This is a genomic window from Caulobacter sp. GW821-FHT09B11 (genome assembly GCF_059418205.1).
In genome coordinates, this window is record NZ_JBWKPK010000006.1 from 131,438 (window position 1) to 154,686 (window position 23,249).

Consider the following 23,249-nt stretch of genomic DNA (forward strand, 5'->3'; position numbering starts at 1 on the left):
CGCTCCGCGACAGCTCCCCCAGAGGGGGAGCATCTATCCCTAAACCACCGTCAGCTTCGTCGCCTTCAGGTCCACCGAGTTCGGCCCCACGAGGATCGAGAAATCCCCCGGCTCGACCACCCGCTTCATCGCCAGATTCCACATCCACAGATCCGACGGCTTCACCTCGAAGGTCACGGTCTGCTTCTCGCCCGGGGCCAGGGTCACGCGCTTGAAGTGCTTCAGCTCCAGCACCGGACGGGTCACCGAGGCGGCCTCGTCGTGGATGTAGAGCTGCACCACCTCGTCGCCGGCGACCTTGCCGGTGTTGGCGACATCGACCGACACCGTCGTGCTCTCGCCCTGGCCGATGCGGGCCTTGGAGAGGCGCGGGGCCGAGATGTCGAAGGTCGTGTAGGAGAGCCCAAAGCCGAACGGATAGAGCGGGCTGGTCTGGCGGTCGAACAGATAGCCGCGGCGGGCCGTGGGCTTGCGGTTGTAGTAGATCGGCAGCTGGCCGACGTCGCGGGCGATGCTGACCGGCAGCTTGCCGCCCGGATTGGCGCGGCCGAACAGCACGTCGGCGGCGGCGTTGCCGGTCTCCTGGCCCAGGTACCAGCCCTCGACCAGGGCGTCGGCCTTCTGCGCCAGGAGGTTCACCGACAGCGGCCGGCCGTTGAGCAGGAACACCACGGTCGGCTTGCCCAGGGCGAAGATCGCCTGGGCCAGATCGTTCTGCTGGCCGACTAGGTCGAGGCTGTCGCGGTCGCCGAGGTGGGCGTCGGCCCAGGCCTCGCGGCTGGTCTGCTCGTTGTCGCCCAGCACCATGACGACGACGTCGGCCTTTTTCGCGACCTCGACGGCTTCGGCGATGAGCTTGGCGTTCACGGCCGGATCGACCAGCTTGACCTCGTCGGCGGCCCAGACGCGCTTTTCGGTGATCCGCACGGCCTCGGCGTAGTCGAGGGCGAAGCCCTGGGCCTTGGCCTCGGCGCTCAGCCCCTCCAGCACCGAGACCACGTGGCGCGGCTCGTCGGAATAGCCGCCGATCGGGGTGTCCTTGGCGTGGGTTCCCAGCAGGGCCAGGCGCTTGATGTTCTTGCCGTCCAGCGGCAGCAGGCCCTTGTCGTTCTTCAGCAGCACCACCGCCTTGCGGGCGGCCTCGCGGGCCAGGGCGATCGCTTCCGGCGTCGCCGTCCTGGCGTCGGCGGCCTTTTCATCCGCATACGGATTTTCGAAGAAGCCGCCCTCGAACTTGATCCGCAGCACCCGCGCCACGGCCGCATCGACCTCGGCCTCCGGGATGCGCCCCGAGCGCACCAGTTGCGGCAGCAGGACATAGGCCTCGCCGTCGGGCAGCTCGACATCGACGCCCGCGTGCATGGCCATCACCGCCGTGTCGGCGATCTGGTCGGTCAGCTTGTGGCGGCTGATCAGCTCCTTGATGGCGAAATAGTCGCTCTGCACCGAGCCCTGATAGCCCCACTCGCCGCGCAGCACGTCGGTCAGCAGCCAGCGGTTGGCGTGCGAGGGCACCCCGTCGATCTCGTTGTAGCTGGGCATGACCGAGCGGACGGGCAGTTCCTTCACCGCCCGTTCGAACGGCGGGAAGAAGTTCTCGCGCAGGGTCCGCTCGGCGATCTGGGCGGGGCCGACATTGGTGCCGTTCTCGGGCTGGCCGTGGCCGGTCATGTGCTTGAGGGTGACGAACACCTTGTCGGGCGCCAGCGGCAGGGTCTTGCCCTGGAAGCCGCGGATGGCGGCCAGGCCCATCTCGGCGCAGACGTGCGGGTCCTCGCCATAGGTCTCCTCGATGCGGCCCCAGCGGGGGTCTCGGGCCACGTCGACGACGGGCGCGAGCGCGATGTTGGAGCCCCGCGCCCGCATCTCCCTGGCGGCGGTGGCGAAGATCTTCTCCACCAGCTCCGGATCGAAGGTCGAGGCCAGGGCGATGGCCTGGGGGAAGCTCGTCGCGTCGCGGGCGACGTAGCCGTGCAGGGCCTCGTCGTGCATCAGCATCGGAATGCCCAGGCGCGTCTTCTCCACCGCCCACTTCTGGGCGGCGTTGGTGTAGCGGGCGGTCTGCGGGGCGTTGCGGCCGATCGAGCCGTCGTCGGCCCCAGCGGCGGCGTTGACCTCGGTCGTGGGCTTCAGGCCCTTGCGGTCGGTCGGGCGCGAGATCTGGCCCAGGCCGTTGGGGAAGTTCTTGCTGGCGGTCTCGGGCGAGAAGTCGCCTTCGGGCGTCTGGATCGCGGCCTTGGTCAGCCAGATGCCGATCAGCTGGGCGGCCTTCTCCTCCAGGGTCATGCGCCCGAGCAGGTCCTTGACCCGCGCCTCGACCGGCTGGGCGGCGTCCTTGTAGAGCGGCTTGTCGCCCCCCCCTGGCTTGTTCGCTTTCGGCGCGGCGCGGACCACCGGGGCCATGGCGGCGCCGAGAGCCGCCAGGCTGACGCCCAGCGTGCGGCGGGTAAGGGTGGTGGTCATCCTTGCGTTTCCCCAGCATTCAGTCACGGCGGCTTCGCGCCGTCTTGCCTGGCACTATGGGAGAGCTTGTCAGACCACTCAAGCCCAAATGTTACCGGTCACTTCATTGATTAGCCGACGGTGGCGAGCCGCGCAGCTAGTGGTCATGGCTACCCGCTTCCAATTCCTCGACCTTGTTCTCAAGCTCGGAAATCCGAGCCTCAAGATCAGCGATCTTGGCCGACTCCGACACCGATGTGTCGGCGACGTCGGCCGCGATATCGGAGACCTCGTCTTGCTGCTTCGTACTCAGACTTGGTCCCCCACATGCCGTTACACATGCGGCAAGTGCCACAATCAAAATCCTTCGCATTTCCCCCCTCCTCACAGCCTACAAGCCAGTCACCCCGCCCAGGCGTCCACCACCCCCTCCAGCACGGTCAGCGGCGTGGGGCCGACCAGCAGGGCGGTGTCGTGGTAGCGGCGGATGTCGAACTTGCCGCCGAGCCTTGCCTTGGTCCGCTCGCGCAGGGCCGCCCAGACGGTGTGGCCGACCTTGTAGGAGCAGGCCTGGGCGGGGTTGGCGCAGTAGCGCTCGACCTCGCGGGTGACGCGCCCCTCGTCGTCGCCGCCGGTCTCGATCATGTAGGCGATGGCCTTCTCGCGGCTCCAGCCCTTGGCGTGGATGCCGGTGTCGACCACGCAGCGCGAAGCCCGGAACAGCCGCGCCTGGTACATGCCCAGCAGGCCCAGGTCGTCGTTCTCGTAGAGGCCCATCTCCATGGCCACCTGCTCGGCGTAGAGCGCCCAGCCCTCGGTGTTGGCCGAGAAGAACATGTTCTGCCGCAGCTTCGGCAGGCTGCCCTCGGCGGTCAGGGCCAGCTGGAAGTGATGGCCCGGCGCGGCCTCGTGATAGGTCAGGGTCGGCAGGGCGTAGCGCGGGCGCTCGGCCGTGTCGCGCAGGTTGATGTAGAAGGCCCCCGGGCGCGAACCGTCCAGCGGCGGGCGCTCGTAATAGCCGCCCGACGAGCCGGCCTCGGTATAGGGCGGGATGCGGCGCACCTCGACCGGGATCTTCGGCGTAATCCCGAACCATTGCGGCAGCTTGGGCTGCATCTCGGCGATCAGGCGATTGCAGTACGCCAGGATCTGGGCCCGGCCCTCGTCGGTGTTGGGATAGGCCTCGCCCGGCAGGTCCTTCAGGGCCGCCATGCGCTGGCCGACGCTGCCTTGGGTGAAGCCGCGCTTCTTGAGGATCTCGTCCATCCGCGCCTGGATCTGCGCGCCCTCGTCCAGCCCCAGGCGGTGGACCTCGTCAGGGGTCTTTTCGGTCGTGGTGTAGATGCGCAGCAGCGCCGCATAGAAGGCCTCGCCGTCCTTGAAGCGGCTCATGCCCGCCTCGTGCACGGCCTTGGCGCGGACGGCGGTCAGGGTGTCGATCTGGCGGTCCAGGGCCGGGTGGATCTGGCCGGCCAGCAGGGCGGCGGCCTTGGCGTCGTAGTCGCCATAGGCCTTGGCGCGGCGGGCCATCGAGGCGACCAGCACGTTCTTCTCAGGCGGCAGAGCGCGGAACTGCTTCAGCTGGCCGATGGCCTTGTCGAGGATGAAGTCCGACGGGATCACGCCCTTGGCGGCGTCGGCCCGCACCCGCTCGCTCTCCTGGTCGAGCACACCGGCGAAGCCGGCCATGCGGGCCAGGTAGCTGTCGGCGTCGGCCGCCGACTTCACCTCGTGCTTGTTGTCGAGGAAGCTGGGGACCGACGAATAGCCGCCGTAGAACTGGGTCACCACGAACGGCCGCGACATCGCCCCGTAGTCGAAGCCCGAGGCCTTGTCGCGCGCGCCGTAGTAGTAGGCGGCGGTGTCGTAGTTGACGGCGTCGTCGCCGCTCAGCGCCTTGCGGTCGATGGCCTTCAGGCGCGCAAGACGCTGGGCCGGCTCCTTGCGTTCCTTGATCCAGGCCGCGATCGAGCGGTCGCCGAGCCTGGCGCGCGCGCCGGCGTGGGCGCCGGTGTCGAGGCCCAGATTGGTGGCCTGCTCGGGGTTCTCGCTCAGGTCCTCGTCGAAGAACGTGTCGAACAGGGCGTAGAGCCTGGCCCGCTCGTCCTTCGGCGCGGCCATGGCCGGCAGGGCCCTGGAGACGGCGGCGGCGGTCGCGCCCGCCAGCAGATGGCGGCGATCGAGCTTGAGGGTGGAATCGGACATTTGGCCTCCCGGACATGCGCGGCCGCGCGTCTTGGAAGCAAAGCCGTCCGGCGCCTCGCGGCCCCGGGCGCCGGACGGCTCTATGGGCTTACTTGCGGGCGGCCAGGATGTCGTCCAGGCGCGCCGGGGTCCCGGCGATGCGCTCCAGGCGCGGGTAGCGCAGGCCGCCCGTGTAGTCGAGCTTCACGGTCCGGTAGCGCGAGCCTTCCTTGACCAGCAGCTCGACCGGCTCGCCCTTGGCCGTGGCCTTGACCGCCGCCTTGAGCTTGTCGGCGTCGAAGGCCTCGCCGTTGACGGCCACCAGGGTCAGGCCCTGGGTCAGGCCGGCCTTGAAGGCGGGACCGCCCCACTGCACGTCGGTCAGCACGCCGTCCGAGCCCAGCGACAGGCCGATGGAATAGGCCAGGTTGGTGGTCTTGCCGCGCGTTTCCGAGACCTTGAAGTAGTCGGTCGGGGTGTCGGTGTAGACCAGCTTGTAGCCGCCGCGGGTCAGGCCATCGAGCGGGGCCTTGGGGTTCACGCCCTCGATACGGTCCTTCAGGAAGGTGGCCCAGTCGTAGGCCACGACGCCGTTCAGGGCCGAGACCACGTCGTCGAAGGTGTAGGTGTGCGAGACGTACGAGCCGTCGGCCACGCCGAAGAAGGCCTTGGCGAAGTCGTCGAGCGACTTCTTGCCGCCGGTCTTCTCGCGGATCAGCGTGTCGGCGTCGAGCCAGACCAGTTGGCCTTCCGAATAGTAGTCCTCGCTGCGCTGGTACGACAGCCAGGACAGCGGCTTGCGGTTGGCGATGATCGGGTCGTTGGTGGTGTCCTGCACCGGGCGCCAGTCGCGGCCGCGACGGCTGTCGTAGGCGGCGGCCGTCATGGCGATGGCGTCCAGCGTCTGCTCCTTGGAGAGCAGGGTCGAGCGCGCCGACAGCACGTAGCCCCAGTACTGGGTCTGGCCCTCATAGACCCACATCAGGCTGTCGCGCATCGGGGTGTTGAGGGTCGGGGTCCAGAGATCCGCCCCGCGGCGGAACTTGCCGTTCCACGAGTGGGTGAACTCGTGGGGCAGCAGGTCGCGGCCGACATAGGCCTTGTCCCAGTCGGTGAAGTACTTCGGCGCGACGCGGTTCTCGCTCGACTGGTGGTGCTCCAGCCCGATGCCGCCCAGCTGGTCCGACAGTGCCACCAGGAAGTCGTAGTGGTCGTAGTGGTGCGAGCCGTAGAGCTTGTAGGCCTGCTGCACGAGGTTCTTGTGGGCCTGCAGCTGCTCGGGTTTGAACTCCAGGAGCTCGGGCTTGTCGGCGATCATGTTCAGGCGCACCGGAACCTTGGCGCCCGGATCCAGCTCGACCGACTTGAAGTAGCGGCCGGCGAACATCGGCGAGTCGACCAGGGTCTCGACCGTGGTCGGCTTGAAGGTCGTCACCTGGCCTTCGGTCTTGCCGACCTCGAGGGCCGAGGCGAACTGGAAGCCTTCCGGCAGCTTGACGGTCGGCTCGACGGCGATGCGGCGGGTGAAGTGGCCGGCCGGATACATGGTCATCTGCAGCCACTGCAGGTTCAGCATGTCCGGGGTCATGACCATGCGGCCGACCTTGGTCTCGACCGGCGACAGGAACTTGTAGGCGAGGTTCAGCTCGGTGACGCCGGCCGGCACGTCGATGTGGAAGGCGTTGACCTCGACCACGTCGCGCTTCCACGGGATCACCTGGCCATTGGCGGTGATCACCAGGCCCGCCAGCTTGTCGATGTCGTTGCGCGGCGAGTGGCCGCCCGGCACCCACTCCGGATAGTAGACAGTCAGCGGGCCGGCCTTGGCCACCGGCAGGGTCAGCTTGATGTCGAAGATCTTGCGTTCGAGGTCGGTGGCGTCGACGTAGAGCTTCAGCGTCCCCGGATAGGCGACGTCCTGCGGGGCGACGATCGGCGGGGTCGGCGGGGCCGGCTGAGGCAGATAGTCCTGGGCGAGAGCGGCGCCGCCCACCAGCGACAGCAGCGAAACCGAGAAGAAAAGCGCTTTCACGAAACGACCCCAATGCAGCCCGCGAAGTCCCCTCGCGGCAGGAAGCCTGGATGTTTCTTTTGTTGGGGCCCGCTTGTCGAGACGAACTTGGCCGGACGGCGTTATCGTGCGGTCCGGCGGCCGCGTCCGCCCGGGTCCGCCGCCGCAGCGAGGATTTGACAGGCAGGCGACGCGAAGCGAGAGAGGGCGCGATGATGCTATCTCCGGGCGATCCGGCTCCCCAACTCGTGGCGGCGACCTCGTCGAACCCGCGCTTCGTGCTGGACACGGCGGCGGGACGCTATCTGCTGCTGGGCTTTCGGCCCTTGCACGACGCCGCGCTCGCCCAGTCCATGGACCGTTTCGTCGCCGACCACCGCCGCCTGTTCGACGACGACAAGCTGGCCTTCTTCGGCGTCCAGAGCGACCCGGCCGAGTTCGAGACCCGGATCGACAGCCTGCCGGGCGTCCGCTGGTTCAGGGACCCCGGCCAGGCGACGTGGCGCGTCTGCGGCATGCTGGACGAGACGGGCGAGCAGCCGGGCTGGCTGCTGATCGACCCCAGCTACCGCGTGCTGGCGACCTGGCGGATGGACCAGTTCGACGCGCTGTCGACGGCCCTGCACGCCCTTCCCCCGGTGAGCGCCCACGCCGGCGTCGAGCTCTTCGCGCCCGTGCTGGTCGCGCCGCGGATCTTCGAACCGGAGCTGTGCCAGGCCCTGATCGCCGCCTACGACGCCGAGGACCGCGATCGCTCGGGCTTCATGCGCGAAGTCGACGGCAAGACCGTCGTCGTCCACAACCCCCAGCACAAGATCCGCCGCGACTTCATACTGCCGCCGGGATCGCTTCACGCCGCCGCGCGGCAGCGCATCACCCGCCGCCTGGCGCCGCAGATCTTCAAGGCCTTCCAGTTCGCCGCCACCCGGATGGAGCGCGACCTGGTGGCCTGCTACGACGCTGACGAAGGCGGCTTCTTCCGGCCGCACCGCGACAACACCACCAAGGGCACGGCCCACCGGCGTTTCGCGGTGACGATCAACCTGAACGCCGAGGACTACGAGGGCGGCGACCTGCGCTTCCCCGAGTTCGGCCAGCGCCTGTACCGCGCCCCGACCGGCGGCGCCGTCGTCTTCTCGTGTTCGCTGCTGCATGAGGCCGCGCCGGTCACCCGCGGGCGGCGCTACGCCTTCCTGCCGTTCCTCTATGACGAGCCCGCCGCGGCCCTGCGCGAGAAGAACGCCGGCTTCGTCGCCCACGACGGCTACGCCTATCGCGCGCACGGGTCGGAAGGCCAGGCCGAGGACCAGGACGCCGCCCCAGCGTCGTCTCAGGCGTCCAGTTCGGGATAACGACGGAAGATCCCCATCTCGTTGAACGGGATGCGCCGCTCCGACGCCAGGTAGGCGGCGATGCGCGGCAGGTCGGCGACGCGGTCGCGCAAGGCCGTGACCTTGGGAAGGTCAGGCTCCAGCCGCGCCATGGCGCGCGGGAAGGCGTAGCGCAGACCCTCCATCGCCTGGAACAGCGACAGGTCGGCATAGCTCGCCGCGCCGCCGGCCAGCCATGCGTCGCCGCCCTCCAGGGCCCGCTCGAACCAGCCCATGAACTTGGGGATCCGCTCGGACCGGAACTCGGCCGCCCTTCGCCGCGCCTCGTCCTTCTGGTCCTCGTAATAGAGCCCGGCCCCGACCGGATGGTGGGTGTCGTGGGCCTCGACCACCAGGTCGGCGATGGTCAGCTGCAACTGGTTGACCCATAGCCGGCCGCTCTCGGCGACGGGCGTCAGGTCGTGCTTCGGACCGAGATAGAGCAGGATGTTGGCCGTCTGGCCGATGACGAGGTCGCCGTCGACCAGGAACGGCGGCGCGAAGGCCGCGCGCGGTCCGCCCAGCTCGGCCAGGTCGTCCATCAGGGCGTCCTCGCCGCCGCCCTTGCCTTCGGGCTGGCGGGCGACATCGACATAGGGCGCGCCGGCCGCTTCCAGCGTCAGGCGCACGAACTCGCCGCGCCCTTGAATCCCCGGCCAATAATGCAGCTGATAGGTCATGGTCACAGAACCGATCGCGGGCGGATTGTTTCCAATCGCGGCCGCGGCGCGATCGGGTCTTGTAATTGCAAGTCGCTCTCAAGTATGGACGGCGGCACCGAAGCTCGTCCTTGCCGGAATCCCGTGAAAGCCGCCGCCGAACAGAACCGCCGCTCCTTCTGGCTGAAGCAGTTGCACCAGTGGCACTGGATCAGCGCGGCGCTCAGCCTGGTGGGCATGCTGCTGTTCGCGATCACCGGCTTCACCCTCAATCACGCCGGCCAGATCGAGGCCGAGCCCAAGGTGGTCACCCGCAAGGCGACCCTGCCCGCCGACCTGCTGGCCGAGCTGGCCAAGGGGCCGGTGGAGGGCAAGCGCCCGCTGCCGATCAAGGTCGAGACCTGGCTCGACAAGGCCGTCGACGCCGACATCGCCCGCCGCGTGGGCGAATGGTCCGACACCGAGGTCTATCTGGCCCTGGCCCGTCCCGGCGGCGACGCCTGGATCGCCATCGACCGCGAGACCGGCGCCGTCGAGCATGAAAAGACCACGCGCGGCGCGGTCAGCCTGCTCAACGACCTGCACAAGGGCCGCAACGCCGGCAAGGCCTGGGGCTGGTTCATCGACATCTTCGCCGGCGCCTGCGTCATCTTCACGGTCACCGGCCTGATCCTGCTGCAATTCCACGCCCGCGGGCGGCCGATGACCTGGCCGCTGACCGCCGCCGGGCTGGCCATACCGCTTCTCCTCGTGATCCTGTTCGTCCACCTCTAGAGAAAGGCCGCCTTCCGTGAAGCTCACCGTCTCCCTGCTGACCTTCGCCGGCGCCGCCGTCGGCGCTCCGGCGATGGCCGCAGACCTCAACGTCACCGTCGAGATCCCGCGCCTGACCGTGGCCGAGTACCACAAGCCCTACGTCGCCATCTGGGTCGAAGGCCCCGACGCCGCCGCGGCCGCCACCCTGGCCGTCTGGTACGACGCCGACTCCCGCGAGGACAAAGGCCAGAAGTGGCTGAAGGACATGCGCCAGTGGTGGCGCAAGGCCGGCCGCGCCATGAGCTTCCCCGCCGATGGCGTCACCAGCGCGACCCGCGCGCCGGGTCCGCAGAAGCTCGTCTTCAGCGGCGCCAAGAGCGAGCTCTCCAAGCTGAAGCCGGGCGCGTACACGCTGGTGGTCGAGGCCGCCCGCGAAGTCGGCGGCCACGAGGCCGTCCGCGTCCCGTTCACCTGGGGCAAGCCCGGCAAGGTCGCCACCGCCAAGGGGACGGCCGAACTCGGCGCCGTCTCGGTCACCGTCAAATAAGAGGGGATAACGCCATGAACATCCGCAAGCGCCTCCTGGCCCTCACCGCCCTCACGGCGGCGTTGGCCGCCCTGCCCATCGCCGCCAACGCCCACCGCGGCTGGATCGTGCCCTCCGCCACCGTCCTGTCGGGCGACGGCGCCTGGGTGACGGTCGACGCGGCCGTCTCGAACGAGCTGTTCTATCCCGACCACCGGCCGATGCGCCTGGACGCCGTGGTCATCACCACGCCGGACGGCACGACCGAACCGCTGAAGAACGGCTCGACCGGCCAGTACCGCTCGGTGTTCGACGTCGAGCTGGCCAAGCCCGGCACCTACCGGATCGGCACCGCCTCCAGCAGCGTGATCGCCAGCTGGACCGAGAACGGCGAAGTGAAGCGTTTCCGGGGTTCGGCCGACGACTTCGCCAAGCAGGTTCCGGCCGGCGCCGCCGACCTGAAGACCATCAAGAGCTTCAACCGCAACGAGACCTTCGTCACCCGCGGCGCGCCCACCGCCGTGACGTCGACCGGCAAGGGCCTGGAGCTGGTTTCCGTCACCCACCCCAACGACGTGGTGGCCGGCGAAGCCGCGACCTTCAAGTTCGTGATCGACGGCAAGCCCGCCGCCGACCTGGAAGTGACCATCGTGCCGGGCAATTCGCGCTATCGCGCCAGCCCGGGCGAGATCAAGGTCAAGACCGGCCCCGACGGCGCGGTGAAGTTCACCCTGCCGGAAGCCGGCATGTACTGGCTGAACGCCAGCGTCCGCACCGGCGAGACCGGCCGCGGCGGCGGCATGGGCGGCCCGGGCGGCGGCGCTCCGGGCGGCCAGGGCGGTCCCGGTGGTCAGGGCGGCCCGCAAGGCGGTCCTCCCGGCGGCGGTCAAGGTGGTCCGGGCGGCCCCGGCGGCGGCCAGACCGGCCCGCTGGCCGGCAACGGCTTCAGCGCCAGCTACACCGCGACGTTCGAAGCCCAGCGTCCGTAACGCCTGACCTGCTCCTCCCCCGCTCGCGGGGGAGGGGGACCACGAAGTGGTGGAGGGGGCGGCGGCGCGCACCGCGCCTGAACTCGCCCCCTCCGTCACGCTGCGTATCCGCAGCGCGCCACCTCCCCCGCTTCGCGAGGGAGGAGCTTGGACACCGCCTCTCCCCATGACCCGCGTCCTCGTCCCCCTGATCAGCGAACCGCCGGCCCGGCCGGTGGGCGGGGTCGTGCGCGGGTTCGACGGGGCAAGCATGGGCACGACCTGGTCGGTCAAGGCGGTGCTGCCCGCGACCACAGATCTTCCCGCCATGACCGCCATGGTCCAGCGCGCCCTCGACCAGGTGGTCGCGCAGATGAGCGCCTGGGACCCGATGTCGGCGCTCTCGCGCTTCAACCGCTCGGCGGCCGGAACCTGGACCGCCCTGCCGGCCGGCTTCGCGACCGTGCTGCGCCGCGCCCTTGAGGTCGCGACCGACAGCGACGGCGCCTTCGACCCGACCCTGGGCGCGATCACCGACCTCTGGGGCTTCGGCCCCCGCCCCTTCTCCGGCGAGCCGCCCGGCGCCGACGCGCTGGACGCCGCCCGCGCGCCCATGGGCTGGCGCCGCGTGACGCTGGACGGCGACGCGCTGTTTCAGCCGGGCGGGCTTCACATCGACCTCAACGGCATCGCCAAGGGCTTCGGCGTCGACGAGGCCGCCCGCGCCCTCGATCGGGCCGGCGTGCGCTCCTACCTCGTCGAGGTCGGCGGCGAGCTGCGCGGCACGGGCGCCAAGCCCGACGGCCAGCCCTGGTGGGTCGAGTTGGAACGCCCGCCGGTCGCCGGCGCCAACGACGAGGCCGCCCCGCGCACGGTGCTGGCCCTGCACGGCCTGTCGGTGGCGACCTCGGGCGACTACCGCCGGTTCTTCGACCATGCGGGCAAGCGCTACGCCCACACCCTGGACCCCGCCTCGGGCGCGCCGTGCGACGCAGGCGTGGTCAGCGTCACCGTGCTGCATGCCGAGTGCATGACCGCCGACGCCCTGGCCACGGCCCTGACCGTGATGGGCCCCGACGCCGCCCTGGCCTTCGCAATGGCGCGCGACCTGCCCGCCCTGATCGTCACGCGCGGCCCCAATGGCCTCAGCGAGCGTCTGTCGCCGGCCCTGCAGGCGATGCTCGACGAATGACCGACCTGCTCTCCAGCCTGCCGCCGGGCTCGCGCCGCCTGGTCCTGGCCGCGATCGTCGTCGGCCTCTACCTGCTGCTGTGCGCCGGGATCGCCCTGAAGGTCGCCCTGCGCAAGGCCAAGGCCCGCCGCGAGGAGAAGGCCCTGGCCTCCGGCGCCGGCGAGCCGGTGCTCGTGGCCTTCGCCAGCCAGACGGGCTTCGCCGAGGAGCTGGCCCTGGCGACGGCCAAGGCGTTGCAAGCCGCGAATGTGCCGGTGCGCCTGCGCGAACTGGCCGCCGTCGAGCCCGCCGACCTGACCGGCCGCGCCCTCTTCATCGTCAGCACCACGGGCGAGGGCGACGCCCCCGACAACGCCCGCCGCTTCATCCGCGACGTCATGGCCACCGAGCCGGACCTCTCGGGCCTGACCTACGCCGTGCTGGCCCTGGGCGACAGCAGCTACGCCCACTACTGCGCCTTCGGTCACAGCCTGGACGCCTGGCTGGCCCGCAACGGCGGCGCGCGCCTGTTCGACGCGGTCGAGGTCGACGACGGCGAGGCCGCCGCCCTGCGCCACTGGCAGTCGCAGCTTTCGGTGCTCACGGGCTCGACCGACGCCCCCGACTGGAGCCGCCCGGCCTATGGCCGCTGGAAACTGGCCGACCGCCGCCTGCTCAATCCCGGCTCGGCCGGCGAAGGCGCCTTCCACGTCAGGCTCGAACCGCTGGACGGCGACGTCGCCTGGCAGGCCGGCGACATCGTCGAGATCGGCCCCCGCAACGCCCCGGCCGAGGTCGCCGACCTGCTGTCGCGCCTGTCGCTTTCCGCTGACGCGCCGGTAAAGGCCGACGAGGCGGCTGCGCTGGGTGAGGCCCTCTCCTGGCGCCGCCTGCCGCACGAGGAGGCGGCCATCAAGGCGCTGGCCGGCGCCGCGCCCCAGGCCCTGGTCGACACCCTGCCCGCCCTGCCCCACCGCGAATACTCCATCGCCTCCCTGCCCGCCGACGGCGGGGTCGAGCTGGTCGTGCGCCTGATGCGCCGCGCCGACGGCAAGCCGGGCCTGGGCTCGGGCTGGCTGGTCGAGCATGCGGAGGTCGGATCCGAGATCGCCGGCCGCGTGCGTTCCAACCGCAGCTTCCACGCCCCGGCCGACGACCGGCCGATGATCCTGATCGGCGCCGGCACGGGCCTGGCCGGCCTGCGCAGCCACCTGAAGGCTCGCGCCGCCCTGGGCCGCAAGCGCAACTGGCTGGTGTTCGGCGAGCGCTCGTCGACCCACGACTTCTTCCACCGGGAAGAGATCGAGGCCTGGGTCGCGTCGGGCGTGCTAGCGCGGCTGGATCTCGCCTTCTCCCGCGACCAGACCGAGAAGGTCTACGTCCAGCACCGCCTGCGGGCGGCCGCCGACGAGGTCCGGGCCTGGGTGGCCCGGGGCGCGGCGATCTATGTCTGCGGCTCGCTGGAAGGCATGTCGCGCGAAGTCCACGCGGCCCTGGCCGAGATCCTGGGCGGGGGCGCGCTGGAGGACCTGGCGGATCAGGGGCGGTATCGGCGGGACGTGTACTGAGGCGGCGTAGCCCCTCACCCTCCCACGCCTTCGGCGCGGGCCCCTACCTCTCCCCATGGGAGAGGTGTTTCCGAAGCGGCCAGCCTTTTCTTCAACCTCTCCCAGAGGGAGAGGGAGGGGCCCATTGCGCAGCAATGGGAGGGTGAGGGGTTACGGCCTCAGCCGCGCCCGCTCCTCCGGCGTATTGGCCCCCAGGATCCGCGCCTTCGCATCCACGGGACATTCCAGCACCACGAGCCCAGCCCGCTCCACGAGCCGCCGCAGCGGCCAGCCCGGCAGCGCCCCTGCCGGCACGGCCCCGAGCGGCAGCACCATCGGCACCGGCGACACGTCGAAGGTCGCGCCCGCCTCCGCCGCCAGCAGCGGCGCCAGATCGTCCACGGTCAGGGTCGGCGCATCGACCGCCAGCACCAGCGCCCGCGCGCAGCCCCGCGCCCGCAGCGCCGCGACGCCCGCCAGCACGCCGCCGACCGGCCCAGCGCCCTCCTCCGGATCGGGAACCCAGTCCAGGCCGTAGTCGCGCCCGGCGGTCAGCACCACGCTCGCCCCGGCCGCCCGGGCCAGGGCCGCGACGCGGTCGACGGCGCGCAGACCGTCCCAGTCCAGCAGGGCCTTGTCGCGCCCCATCCGGACCGAGCCGCCGCCGCAGAGAATGACAGCCCCCAGGGGAGCATCGAACACAGTCATGACGCCCTCCTTACGCCCGCCCGGAGACCGCTACCAAGGCCGCGCTTCCCCATGGCGCGAGAAACGGTCTAGACTCGCCCAAAAGGGACGGACTTCTCAGTCATGAACGAACGCACCGAGCGCACGCGGCGCCGCAGCAGCCAGAGCGCCACGATCCGCGACGTCGCCGCGCGGGCCGGGGTGTCGCCCATGACCGTCTCGCGGGTCATCAACCGCGAATCCACCGTCAAGGAAGAGACCCGGGCCCTCGTCGAGGCGGCCATCGCCGAGCTCAACTACGCCCCCAACCCCGCCGCCCGCAGCCTGGCCGGCAGCGCCCCGTTCCGCATCGGCCTGCTCTACGACAACCCCTCGACCGGCTATCTGTCGGAGTTCCTGGTCGGGGCGCTGGACGAGAGCAGCCGCACCGGCTCGCAGATCGTCATCGAGAAGTGCGCCGAGCCGGAACTGGCCGGCGCCACCCTGGCCCGACTGCTGAAGACCGGCGTCGATGGTTTGATCCTGCCGCCGCCCCTGTGCGAATCCCAGACCGTGCTGGCCGAGGTGAAGGCCGCCGGCGCCGCCGCCGTAGCCGTCGCGCCGGGCATGGCCAGCAGCGACATGGCCACCATCCGCATCGACAACGAGGCGGCCGCCTTCGAACTGACCCAGCACCTGCTGAGTCTCGGCCACAAGCGCTTCGGCTTCATCAAGGGCCACCCCAACCAGACGGTCAGCCAGCAGCGGATGGACGGCTTCATGACCGCCCTGAAGGCCGCCGGAATTCCCCAGGAGGACGTCCGGATCGAGCAGGGCTACTTCACCTATCGCTCGGGGCTGGAGGCGGCCGAGCGGCTGCTGAACGTCAAGGACCGCCCGACCGCGATCTTCGCCGCCAACGACGACATGGCCGCCGCCACCGCGGGCCTGGCCCACCGCCTGGGCCTGGACGTGCCGGGCGACGTCTCGATCGTCGGCTTCGACGACACCTCGATCGCCGCCAACATCTGGCCGGCCCTGACCACCGTCCACCAGCCCATCGCCGCCATGGCCCGCGCCGCCGTCGACCTGGTGCTGGAAGAGATCCGCCGCCACCGGGATGGCACCGGCGAGCCCAGGCAGCTGATGCATCCGCACACGCTGATCGTGCGGGATTCGGCGGGGCCGGCGCCGGTCTGACCAACTCCTCCCCCGTGAAACGGGGGAGGTGGCGCGGCGCTATCAGCGCCGTGACGGAGGGGGCGACGGCCGGCACAGAGCCCAGTCTCGCCCCCTCCACCGCTTCGCGGCCCCCCCTCCCCCGTTTCACGGGGAGGAGTAGCGCCAGCGCTTCTGTCGGCCACCGCAGAACAGTTGTCAGACAACTCGCTTGCGCCCCTCCACATGTTAGCGCTAACAAGTCGGGGAGTTACGAAGCGTAGCGGGCGTTCGCAAAGATCCGCTCGCGCGAGAGGGAGAAAACGCGGTGGGCGTGACGCAATACCTTCCCGAGGACTGGCGGGAAGCGACCCTTCTGGGCCGCATCGATTTCGGCCAGGGCCCGACGCCCGTCCTGATCCGCGGCGGCCACGTCGAGGACGTCAGCAAGATCGCCCCCACCGTCGCCGACCTGATGAACGCCTACGCCCCCGGCGACGCGATCCCGCGCGGCGAGGACAAGGGTCCTCTGGAAAAGCTCGACCTGCGCCCGGTCTGGGACGACCGTGAAGGCAACGCCGCCGCCAAGCTGCTGGCCCCCGTCGACCTGCAATGCCTGAAGGCCGCCGGCGTCACCTTCGCCGTCTCGACCCTGGAGCGGGTGATCGAGGAGCGCGCCCGCGGCGACGCCGCCGCCGCCCTGAAGATCCGCGAGCAGCTGTCCGAGAGCATGGGCGGCGACCTGCGCAGCGTGAACCCGGGGTCCGAAGGCGCCGAGCGCCTGAAGCAGACCCTGATCAAGGACGGCCTGTGGTCGCAGTACCTTGAGGTCGCCATCGGCCCCGACGCCGAGATCTTCACCAAGGGCCCGACGCTGTCGTCGATGGGCTGGGGCGACCAGGTCGGCGTCCGTTCCGACAGCCACTGGAACAACCCCGAGCCGGAAGTCGTGCTGCTGTGCGACGGCCAGGGCGAGATCCGCGGCGCCTCGCTGGGCAACGACGTCAACCTGCGTGACTTCGAAGGCCGCTCGGCCCTGCTGCTCAGCAAGGCCAAGGACAACAACGCCTCGTGCTCGATCGGCCCGTTCTTCCGCCTGTTCGACGCCTCGTTCTCGCTGGACGACGTGCGTAGCGCCGAGGTCGAGCTGAAGATCACCGGCCGCGACAACTTCGTGCTCGACGGCAAGTCGAACATGAGCCTGATCAGCCGCGACCCCGCCGTGCTGGCGAGCCAGGCCTACAGCCGGCAGCACCAGTATCCGGACGGTTTCGCCCTGTTCCTGGGCACCATGTTCGCCCCGATCCAGGACCGCGACACCGCCGGCCAGGGCTTCACGCACAAGGTCGGCGACCGCGTCCGCGTCTCGACCCCCAAGCTGGGCGTGCTCGAGAACGAGGTGACCACCTGCGACCAGGCCAAGCCCTGGACCTTCGGCATCTCCGCCCTGATCCGCAATCTGGCCGGCCGCGGCCTGCTGTGACCCTCGTTTCCTCTTTCCAGGCTTAAGCGCATGTCCTCCGCCATCTATCCCAGCCTCCAGGGCAAGCGCGTCGTCATCACCGGCGGCGGCAGCGGCATCGGCGCGGGCATCACCACCGCCTTCGCCAAGCAGGGCGCCGAAGTGATCTTCGTCGACATCGCCGTCGAGGATTCCGAGGCCCTGGTCGCCGAGCTGTCGGGCTCGGCCGTCACGCCGGTGTTCAAGCAGGTCGACCTGACCGACCTGGAGGCCGTGAAGGCCTTCTTCGCCGAGACGGGTCCCATCGACGTGCTGGTCAACAACGCCGGCAACGACGACCGTCACAGCCTGGCCGACGTGACCCCGGCCTACTGGGACAACCGCATGAACGTGAACCTGCGGCACATGCTGTTCTGCGCCCAGGCCGCGGCCCCGGGCATGAAGGAACGCGGCGGCGGCGCGATCATCAATTTCGGCTCGATCAGCTGGCACCTGGGCCTGGAGGACCTGGTCCTCTACGAAACCGCCAAGGCCGGCATCGAGGGCATGACCCGGGCGCTCGCCCGTGAGCTCGGTCCCGACGACATCCGCGTCACCTGCGTGGTGCCGGGCAACGTCAAGACCAAGCGCCAGGAGAAGTGGTACACCCCGGAAGGCGAAGCCGAGATCGTCAAGGCCCAGGCCGTCAAGGGCCGCATCCTGCCGGCCAACGTCGCCTCGCTGGTGCTGTTCCTGGCCTCGGACGACGGCAGCCTGTGCACGGGGCATGAGTACTGGATCGACGCCGGCTGGCGATAAGATAGGTCGGCGACGACCCCCTTCGACCCTCCGAGCCACCTTCCCCAGAGGGGGAGGATCTAGGAGCGCCGCGCCAAGAAGATGCTCCCCCTCTGGGGGAGCTGTCGCGAAGCGACTGAGGGGGTCTAGCGCCGTAGGAGGAGACGAAGCGCGATGACTGCCCCCACCTGCGTCTGGGACCTGAAGGCCACGCTCGGCGAAGGGCCGATCTGGCATGGCGACGCCGTCTGGTTCGTCGACATCAAGGGCCACAGGGTCCACCGCTACACCCCCGCCACCGGCGAGACCGCCAGTTGGGACGCGCCCGACCAGGTGACCTTCGTCGCCCCGCGCGTCGGCGGCGGCTTCGTCGCGGGCCTCAAGAGCGGCCTGCACCACTTCACGCCCGAGCTGGGCTTCACCTTCATCTCCGAGATCGAGGACGCCGGCCTCGACAACCGCCCCAACGACTCCACGGTCGATGCGCAAGGCCGCCTGTGGTTCGGCACCATGCACGACGGCGAAGAGGCCGACAGCGGCGCGCTCTATCGCCTCGAAGCCGACGGCAGCCTGACCAAGCACGACGCCGGCATCTGCATCACCAACGGCCCGGCGGTCAGCCCGGACGGCAAGACCTTCTACCACACCGACACAATGGCGAAGGTGATCTGGGCCTTCGACATCGGGGCCGACGGCGCGCTGTCGAACAAGCGCGAATTCTTCCACCTGACGATCGAGAACGCCTGGCCCGACGGCTCGGTGGTCGACGCCGAGGGCTACGTCTGGACGGCCCTGTGGGGCGGTCAGGGCGCCTTGCGCCTTACGCCGACCGGCGAGATCGAACGCCGGGTCCTGCTCGACGCCATCAACGTCACCAAGCCGTGCTTTGGCGGCCCCGACCTGAAGACCCTCTATTTCACCACCGCCCGCAAGGGCCTCAGCGACGAGCAGCTGGCCGCGGCCCCGCTATGCGGCGGGCTGTTCGCCCTGAGCGTCGACGTCGCCGGCCAGCCGCAATACGAGGTGCGCCTTGACCTCCGCTAATCGTCAGCCCCGCCGGTTCCGCTCGCGCGACTGGTTCGACAATCCCGACCACATCGACATGACCGCCCTCTATCTGGAGCGGTTCATGAACTACGGGATCACCCCGGAAGAGCTGCGCAGCGGCAAGCCGATCATCGGCATCGCCCAGACCGGCAGCGACATCTCGCCGTGCAACCGGATCCACCTGGACCTGGTGACGCGGATCCGCGACGGCATCCGCGACGCCGGCGGCATTCCGATGGAGTTCCCGGTCCACCCGATCTTCGAGAACTGCCGTCGCCCGACGGCGGCGCTGGACCGGAACCTGTCGTATCTGGGCCTGGTCGAGACCCTGCACGGCTACCCCATCGACGCCGTGGTTCTGACCACCGGCTGCGACAAGACCACGCCTGCCGGCATCATGGCCGCCACCACGGTCAACATCCCGGCCATCGTGCTCTCCGGCGGCCCGATGCTGGACGGCTGGCACGAGGGCGAGCTGGTCGGGTCAGGCACGGTGATCTGGCGCTCGCGCCGCAAGCTGGCGGCCGGCGAGATCGACGAGGCCGAGTTCATCGAGCGCGCGGCCTCTTCCGCCCCCTCGGCCGGCCACTGCAACACCATGGGCACGGCCTCGACCATGAACGCGGTCGCCGAGGCCCTGGGCCTGTCGCTGACCGGCTGCGCGGCCATCCCCGCCCCGTACCGCGAGCGCGGCCAGATGGCCTACAAGACCGGCCAGCGGATCGTCGACCTGGCCTATGAGGACATCAAGCCCAAGGACATCCTGACCAAGAAGGCCTTCGAGAACGCCATCGCCCTGGTGGCGGCGGCCGGCGGCTCGACCAACGCCCAGCCGCACATCGCGGCCATGGCGCGGCATGCGGGGCTCGAAGTCACCGCCGACGACTGGCGCGCGGCCTACGACATCCCGCTGATCGTCAACATGCAGCCGGCCGGCAAGTATCTGGGCGAGCGCTTCCACCGGGCAGGCGGCGCGCCGGCGGTGCTGTGGGAGCTGCTGCAGCAGGGCCGCCTGCACGGCGACGTCCTGACCGTCACCGGCAAGACCATGGCCGAGAACCTGCAGGGTCGCGAAACCGGCGACCGCGAGGTCATCTTCCCCTACGCCGAGCCCTTGGCTGAAAAAGCGGGTTTCCTCGTTTTGCGCGGCAACCTGTTCGACTTCGCGATCATGAAGGCCAGCGTCATCGGCGCCGACTTCCGCGAGCGCTACCTGTCCAAGCCCGGCCAGGAAGGCGTGTTCGAGGCCCGGGCCATCGTCTTCGACGGCTCGGACGACTACCACGCCCGCATCAACGACCCGGCCCTGAACATCGACGAGAGCTGCATCCTGGTGATCCGCGGCGCGGGTCCGATCGGCTGGCCGGGTTCGGCCGAGGTGGTCAACATGCAGCCGCCGGATCACCTGCTGAAGAAGGGGATCATGAGCCTGCCCACCCTGGGCGACGGCCGCCAGTCGGGCACCGCCGACAGCCCCTCGATCCTCAACGCCTCGCCCGAAAGCGCGATCGGCGGCGGGCTGTCGTGGCTGCGGACGGGCGATGCGATCCGCATCGACATCAACACCGGCCGCTGCGACGCCCTGGTGGACGAGGCGGTGATCGCCGAGCGCCGCAAGGAGGGCGTCCCGGCCGTGCCGGAGACCATGACCCCCTGGCAGGAGATCTACCGCGCCCACACCGGCCAGCTCGACACCGGCGGGGTGCTGGAATTCGCCGTGAAGTACCAGGACCTGGCGGCGAAGCTGCCAAGGCATAATCACTAACTACAAAACACCTCCAGAGAGGTCGTCATCCCGGAAAGCCCGAAGGGCTTATCCGGGACCCAGGAGCCGCCGCACTGCAGTTGCCCCTGGGTCCCGGCTCTCCGCTTCGCTGCGGCCGGGATGACGAACTGAATTGGTCAAAAAGGAAGGAAGACGCCCATGTTCTCGCGCCGCCGCCTGATGGCCGCCGCCGCCAGCCTGACAGCGCTGCCGGTCCTGCCCGCCTTCGCCGCGTCCGAAAAGCGCGTCATCGCGCTGGACGTCGCCAAGGCCACGACGCCGGTCGACAGGTTCTTCGACCTCTCCATCGGTTCGGACTATCCCGGCACCCTGCTGCGTGATGACAGCCTGGCCCAGCTGAAGACGGCGTCCGACGAGCTGAAGTTCCGCTACATCCGCTTCCACGCCATCTTCCACGACGTGCTGGGCACGGTGAAGAAAGGCGCGGACGGCAAGATCGTCTACGACTGGACGAAGATCGACCAGCTCTACGACCGCCTGCTGGCCATGGGCCTCAAGCCCTTCATCGAGCTGGGCTTCACGCCCGAGGCGATGAAGACCTCGGACCTGACGATCTTCTGGTGGAAGGGCAACACCTCCCACCCGCAGTTCGAGCCCTGGGCGCACCTGATCGACGCCTTCGTGACGCACCTGCGCGGCCGCTACGGCGAGGCCGAGGTCCGCACCTGGTTCTTCGAGGTCTGGAACGAGCCCAATCTCGACGGCTTTTGGGAGAAGGCCGACCAGAAGGTCTATTTCGACCTCTACGCCCTGACCGCCAAGACCATCAAGGCGATCGACCCGACCTTGCGGGTCGGCGGCCCGTCGACGGCCGGCGCGGCTTGGGTTCCGGAGTTCCTGGCCTACTGCAAGGCCAACAATGCGGCGGTCGACTTCGTCACCACCCACACCTACGGCGTCGACGGCGGCTTCCTCGACGAGAACGGCAAGGACGACACCAAGCTGTCGCCCTCCCCCGACGCCATCATCGGCGACGTGCGCAAGGTGCGCCGCGAGATCGAAGCCTCCGCCTATCCGGGCCTGCCGCTCTACTTCACCGAATGGAGCACCAGCTACACGCCGCGCGACCCGGTGCACGACAGCTATCACAGCGCCGCCTACATCCTGGCCAAGCTGAAGGGCGTCAAGGGGATCGTCCAGGGCATGAGCTACTGGACCTACAGCGACCTCTTCGAGGAGCCCGGTCCGCCGACCGCCCCGTTCCAGGGCGGCTTCGGCCTGATGAACCCGGAGGGGATCCGCAAGCCCTCGTGGTTCGCCTACAAGTACCTGGCGGCTCTGCGCGGCAATGAAGTTCCGTCTACGGACAATAACGTTCTGGCCTCGGTGGACGGCGGCAAGATCTCGGCCCTGGTCTGGGACTTCACCCAGCCGGTTCAGCCGACCAGCAACCGCTCGTTCTACACCAAGGTCCAGCCGACGACCGACGCCCCGGCCGCCGCGCTCAGCGTCGCGGGCCTGAAACCCGGCCGCTACCGCCTGAAGGCCCAGCGCACAGGCTTCCGCGCCAACGACGCCTACACGGCCTATATCGAACTGGGCCTGCCGCAGAAGCTCTCGGCCGAGCAGGTCGGCAAGCTCCAGGCGCTGACGACCGACAAGCCGGAGGTTGAAAAGACCATCACCGTCGGCAAGGACGGCGTGGCGACGATCGACTTCGCCATGCGCCGGAACGACCTGGTGCTGGTGACGCTGGAGCGGGCGTAGCGATCGGACGGCGTAGATGCTCCCCCTCTGGGGGAGCTGTCGGCCAAGCCGACTGAGGGGGCCGGCGCAGCGTTACCCCCTCCGGGCCGCCTCCCCAGAGGGGGAGGATCTCAGGCGACGCCCCGTCGTGCGATCCTCGCCTCTCGGCGCCGGCCCAGGGCCGAGCCCGCCAGGGCGCCGAGGTAAGCGAGGCCCACCAAAGCGGTCCAGCCGACCAGCATCTGCGGGCTCAGGGCGCGAAGCCCCACCCCTGCGACCACGAGCATGGCGTTGCCGATCAGCGAGGGACCCATGCCCAGGATCACGGCGGTCGCCAGCCTGCGACCGGGCCAGTTCAGGGCGATGACGAAGCCGGCCAGAACGGGCGCGCCGACGATGAAGGGCATGATCGCCAAGGCCATCTGCGGCCTGGTGAGCAGCCCCGCCGCGACCAGACCGAACAGGACCAGGGGCACGGCGCCGACGAACACGACCCCCGCCGCCAGGGCGCCCGCGAAGGCCGCCTCCCCTCTCGCCCGCCAGTGCGCGGCGGCGATCAGGCACCCGACCGCCCAGGACAGCCGGTCCCTGTCGAGCGCGGCGAACTCGGCCTGCATGGCCTGCGCCCAATCCTCCCGTCCCGCGGGCGGCTTGCGAAGCGCCCGATCCATGATCCAGGCGGCCAGGTCTCTACGGTTTGCAGTCATCAGGCTCCCCCAAGGGCCAAGGATGCGGACGGACGGCGGGCCGCGGCCAGGGCCGAACGGCCGGCGCCGGTCATGCGATAGGCGTGGCGGGCCGGGCGGCCGGGGCGCTCGGGCTCCAGCCAGCGGCTTTCCAGCAGGCCGCGGTCGGCCAGCCGGATCAGGATCGGATAGAGGCTGCCCGACTTCAGTCCCGTGGCGGCCGAGACCTCCAGGCCATAGAGCCACTCACGTCCGTGCAGGACCTCGAGCACGGCCAGGGACTGGGGCGAAAGCTTGCGGGGGGCGGCGGGCATGGACGTGCTCCGTTGCGACGCCGGCCGGGGCGT

The 23,249-nt window shown here is 69.8% G+C and carries 19 protein-coding genes and 1 pseudogene; 12 read left to right on the forward strand and 8 right to left on the reverse strand.

All coding sequences use genetic code 11. From position 1 onward, the window contains the following. Positions 1–39: 39 nt before the first annotated feature. The 3 genes from AC07N1_RS06280 to AC07N1_RS06290 all read right to left on the reverse strand — a co-directional run bounded on the left by AC07N1_RS06280 (position 40) and on the right by AC07N1_RS06290 (position 6,658). Positions 40–2,463, reverse strand: coding sequence for a glycoside hydrolase family 3 N-terminal domain-containing protein (locus AC07N1_RS06280; RefSeq protein ID WP_494671024.1), 2,424 nt, complete (start codon positions 2,461–2,463; stop codon positions 40–42). Between the two features lie 381 nt (positions 2,464–2,844). Further along, a complete protein-coding gene (locus tag AC07N1_RS06285) occupies positions 2,845–4,647 on the reverse strand; it encodes a DUF885 domain-containing protein (RefSeq protein WP_494671025.1) in 1,803 nt (600 codons plus the stop codon). 88 nt (positions 4,648–4,735) lie between these two features. Further along, positions 4,736–6,658, reverse strand: coding sequence for a M61 family metallopeptidase (locus tag AC07N1_RS06290; RefSeq protein WP_494671026.1), 1,923 nt, complete (start codon positions 6,656–6,658; stop codon positions 4,736–4,738). Positions 6,659–6,849: 191 nt separating this feature from the next. Here AC07N1_RS06290 and AC07N1_RS06295 point away from each other — a divergent pair, with 191 nt between their 5' ends. Beyond that, positions 6,850–7,989 (forward strand): 2OG-Fe(II) oxygenase, encoded by a 1,140-nt coding sequence (locus tag AC07N1_RS06295; RefSeq protein WP_494671027.1) that lies wholly within the window; start codon positions 6,850–6,852, stop codon positions 7,987–7,989. Here AC07N1_RS06295 and AC07N1_RS06300 read toward each other — a convergent pair. After that, positions 7,968–8,687: a glutathione S-transferase gene (locus tag AC07N1_RS06300; protein WP_494671074.1), complete on the reverse strand. Its 720-nt coding sequence runs from the start codon at positions 8,685–8,687 to the stop codon at positions 7,968–7,970. The two genes, AC07N1_RS06295 and AC07N1_RS06300, sit on opposite strands and share 22 nt — an antisense overlap. A 123-nt stretch (positions 8,688–8,810) precedes the next feature. Here AC07N1_RS06300 and AC07N1_RS06305 point away from each other — a divergent pair, with 123 nt between their 5' ends. From AC07N1_RS06305 to AC07N1_RS06325, 5 genes are all read left to right on the forward strand, one after another. Continuing rightward, the gene (locus tag AC07N1_RS06305; protein ID WP_494671028.1) at positions 8,811–9,440 is read left to right on the forward strand and encodes a PepSY-associated TM helix domain-containing protein; all 630 of its coding nucleotides are present in this window, start codon (positions 8,811–8,813) and stop codon (positions 9,438–9,440) included. Positions 9,441–9,456: 16 nt separating this feature from the next. Further along, complete coding sequence (locus AC07N1_RS06310; protein ID WP_494671029.1) at positions 9,457–9,969, forward strand: DUF2271 domain-containing protein; 513 nt, start codon at positions 9,457–9,459, stop codon at positions 9,967–9,969. Positions 9,970–9,983: 14 nt separating this feature from the next. After that, on the forward strand, positions 9,984–10,937 hold the full coding sequence (locus AC07N1_RS06315; RefSeq protein ID WP_494671030.1) for a DUF4198 domain-containing protein: 954 nt from the start codon (positions 9,984–9,986) through the stop codon (positions 10,935–10,937). A gap of 166 nt (positions 10,938–11,103) precedes the next feature. Further along, positions 11,104–12,108, forward strand: coding sequence for an FAD:protein FMN transferase (locus AC07N1_RS06320; protein ID WP_494671031.1), 1,005 nt, complete (start codon positions 11,104–11,106; stop codon positions 12,106–12,108). Then, positions 12,105–13,655: a flavodoxin domain-containing protein gene (locus AC07N1_RS06325; RefSeq protein WP_494671032.1), complete on the forward strand. Its 1,551-nt coding sequence runs from the start codon at positions 12,105–12,107 to the stop codon at positions 13,653–13,655. Before AC07N1_RS06320 ends, AC07N1_RS06325 begins: the two co-directional genes overlap by 4 nt. Before the next feature lie 150 nt (positions 13,656–13,805). Here the strand turns inward: AC07N1_RS06325 and mobA are convergent, their stop codons facing one another. Beyond that, positions 13,806–14,342 (reverse strand): molybdenum cofactor guanylyltransferase, encoded by a 537-nt coding sequence (gene mobA / locus AC07N1_RS06330; protein ID WP_494671033.1) that lies wholly within the window; start codon positions 14,340–14,342, stop codon positions 13,806–13,808. Positions 14,343–14,444: 102 nt separating this feature from the next. On the opposite strand from mobA, the gene xylR reads away from it, so the two are divergent. From xylR to xylD, 5 genes are all read left to right on the forward strand, one after another. Further along, positions 14,445–15,500, forward strand: coding sequence for a transcriptional regulatory XylR (xylR, locus tag AC07N1_RS06335; RefSeq protein WP_110119310.1), 1,056 nt, complete (start codon positions 14,445–14,447; stop codon positions 15,498–15,500). A gap of 286 nt (positions 15,501–15,786) precedes the next feature. Continuing rightward, on the forward strand, positions 15,787–16,941 hold the full coding sequence (locus AC07N1_RS06340) for a fumarylacetoacetate hydrolase family protein (RefSeq protein WP_494671034.1): 1,155 nt from the start codon (positions 15,787–15,789) through the stop codon (positions 16,939–16,941). Positions 16,942–16,971: 30 nt separating this feature from the next. Further along, on the forward strand, positions 16,972–17,718 hold the full coding sequence (gene xylB, locus AC07N1_RS06345) for a D-xylose 1-dehydrogenase (protein ID WP_494671035.1): 747 nt from the start codon (positions 16,972–16,974) through the stop codon (positions 17,716–17,718). Positions 17,719–17,871: 153 nt separating this feature from the next. Continuing rightward, the gene (locus AC07N1_RS06350; RefSeq protein WP_494671036.1) at positions 17,872–18,741 is read left to right on the forward strand and encodes an SMP-30/gluconolactonase/LRE family protein; all 870 of its coding nucleotides are present in this window, start codon (positions 17,872–17,874) and stop codon (positions 18,739–18,741) included. After that, positions 18,728–20,509: a xylonate dehydratase XylD gene (gene xylD / locus AC07N1_RS06355; RefSeq protein ID WP_494671037.1), complete on the forward strand. Its 1,782-nt coding sequence runs from the start codon at positions 18,728–18,730 to the stop codon at positions 20,507–20,509. Before AC07N1_RS06350 ends, xylD begins: the two co-directional genes overlap by 14 nt. Positions 20,510–20,560: 51 nt before the next feature. On the opposite strand, the pseudogene AC07N1_RS06360 reads toward xylD, so the two are convergent. Next, positions 20,561–20,650 (reverse strand): annotated as a pseudogene (locus tag AC07N1_RS06360) (hypothetical protein); the annotation flags it as partial. Positions 20,651–20,689: 39 nt separating this feature from the next. Here AC07N1_RS06360 and AC07N1_RS06365 point away from each other — a divergent pair. After that, positions 20,690–22,237 (forward strand): GH39 family glycosyl hydrolase, encoded by a 1,548-nt coding sequence (locus AC07N1_RS06365; RefSeq protein WP_494671075.1) that lies wholly within the window; start codon positions 20,690–20,692, stop codon positions 22,235–22,237. A 110-nt stretch (positions 22,238–22,347) separates the two neighbouring features. Here AC07N1_RS06365 and AC07N1_RS06370 read toward each other — a convergent pair whose 3' ends face one another. Further along, positions 22,348–22,923 (reverse strand): hypothetical protein, encoded by a 576-nt coding sequence (locus AC07N1_RS06370; RefSeq protein WP_494671038.1) that lies wholly within the window; start codon positions 22,921–22,923, stop codon positions 22,348–22,350. After that, positions 22,923–23,216 carry a PadR family transcriptional regulator gene (locus AC07N1_RS06375; RefSeq protein ID WP_494671039.1) on the reverse strand — a complete coding sequence of 98 codons (294 nt, stop codon included), beginning with the start codon at positions 23,214–23,216 and terminating at the stop codon, positions 22,923–22,925. The genes AC07N1_RS06370 and AC07N1_RS06375 overlap by 1 nt, the downstream gene beginning before the upstream one ends. Positions 23,217–23,249: the final 33 nt, after the last annotated feature.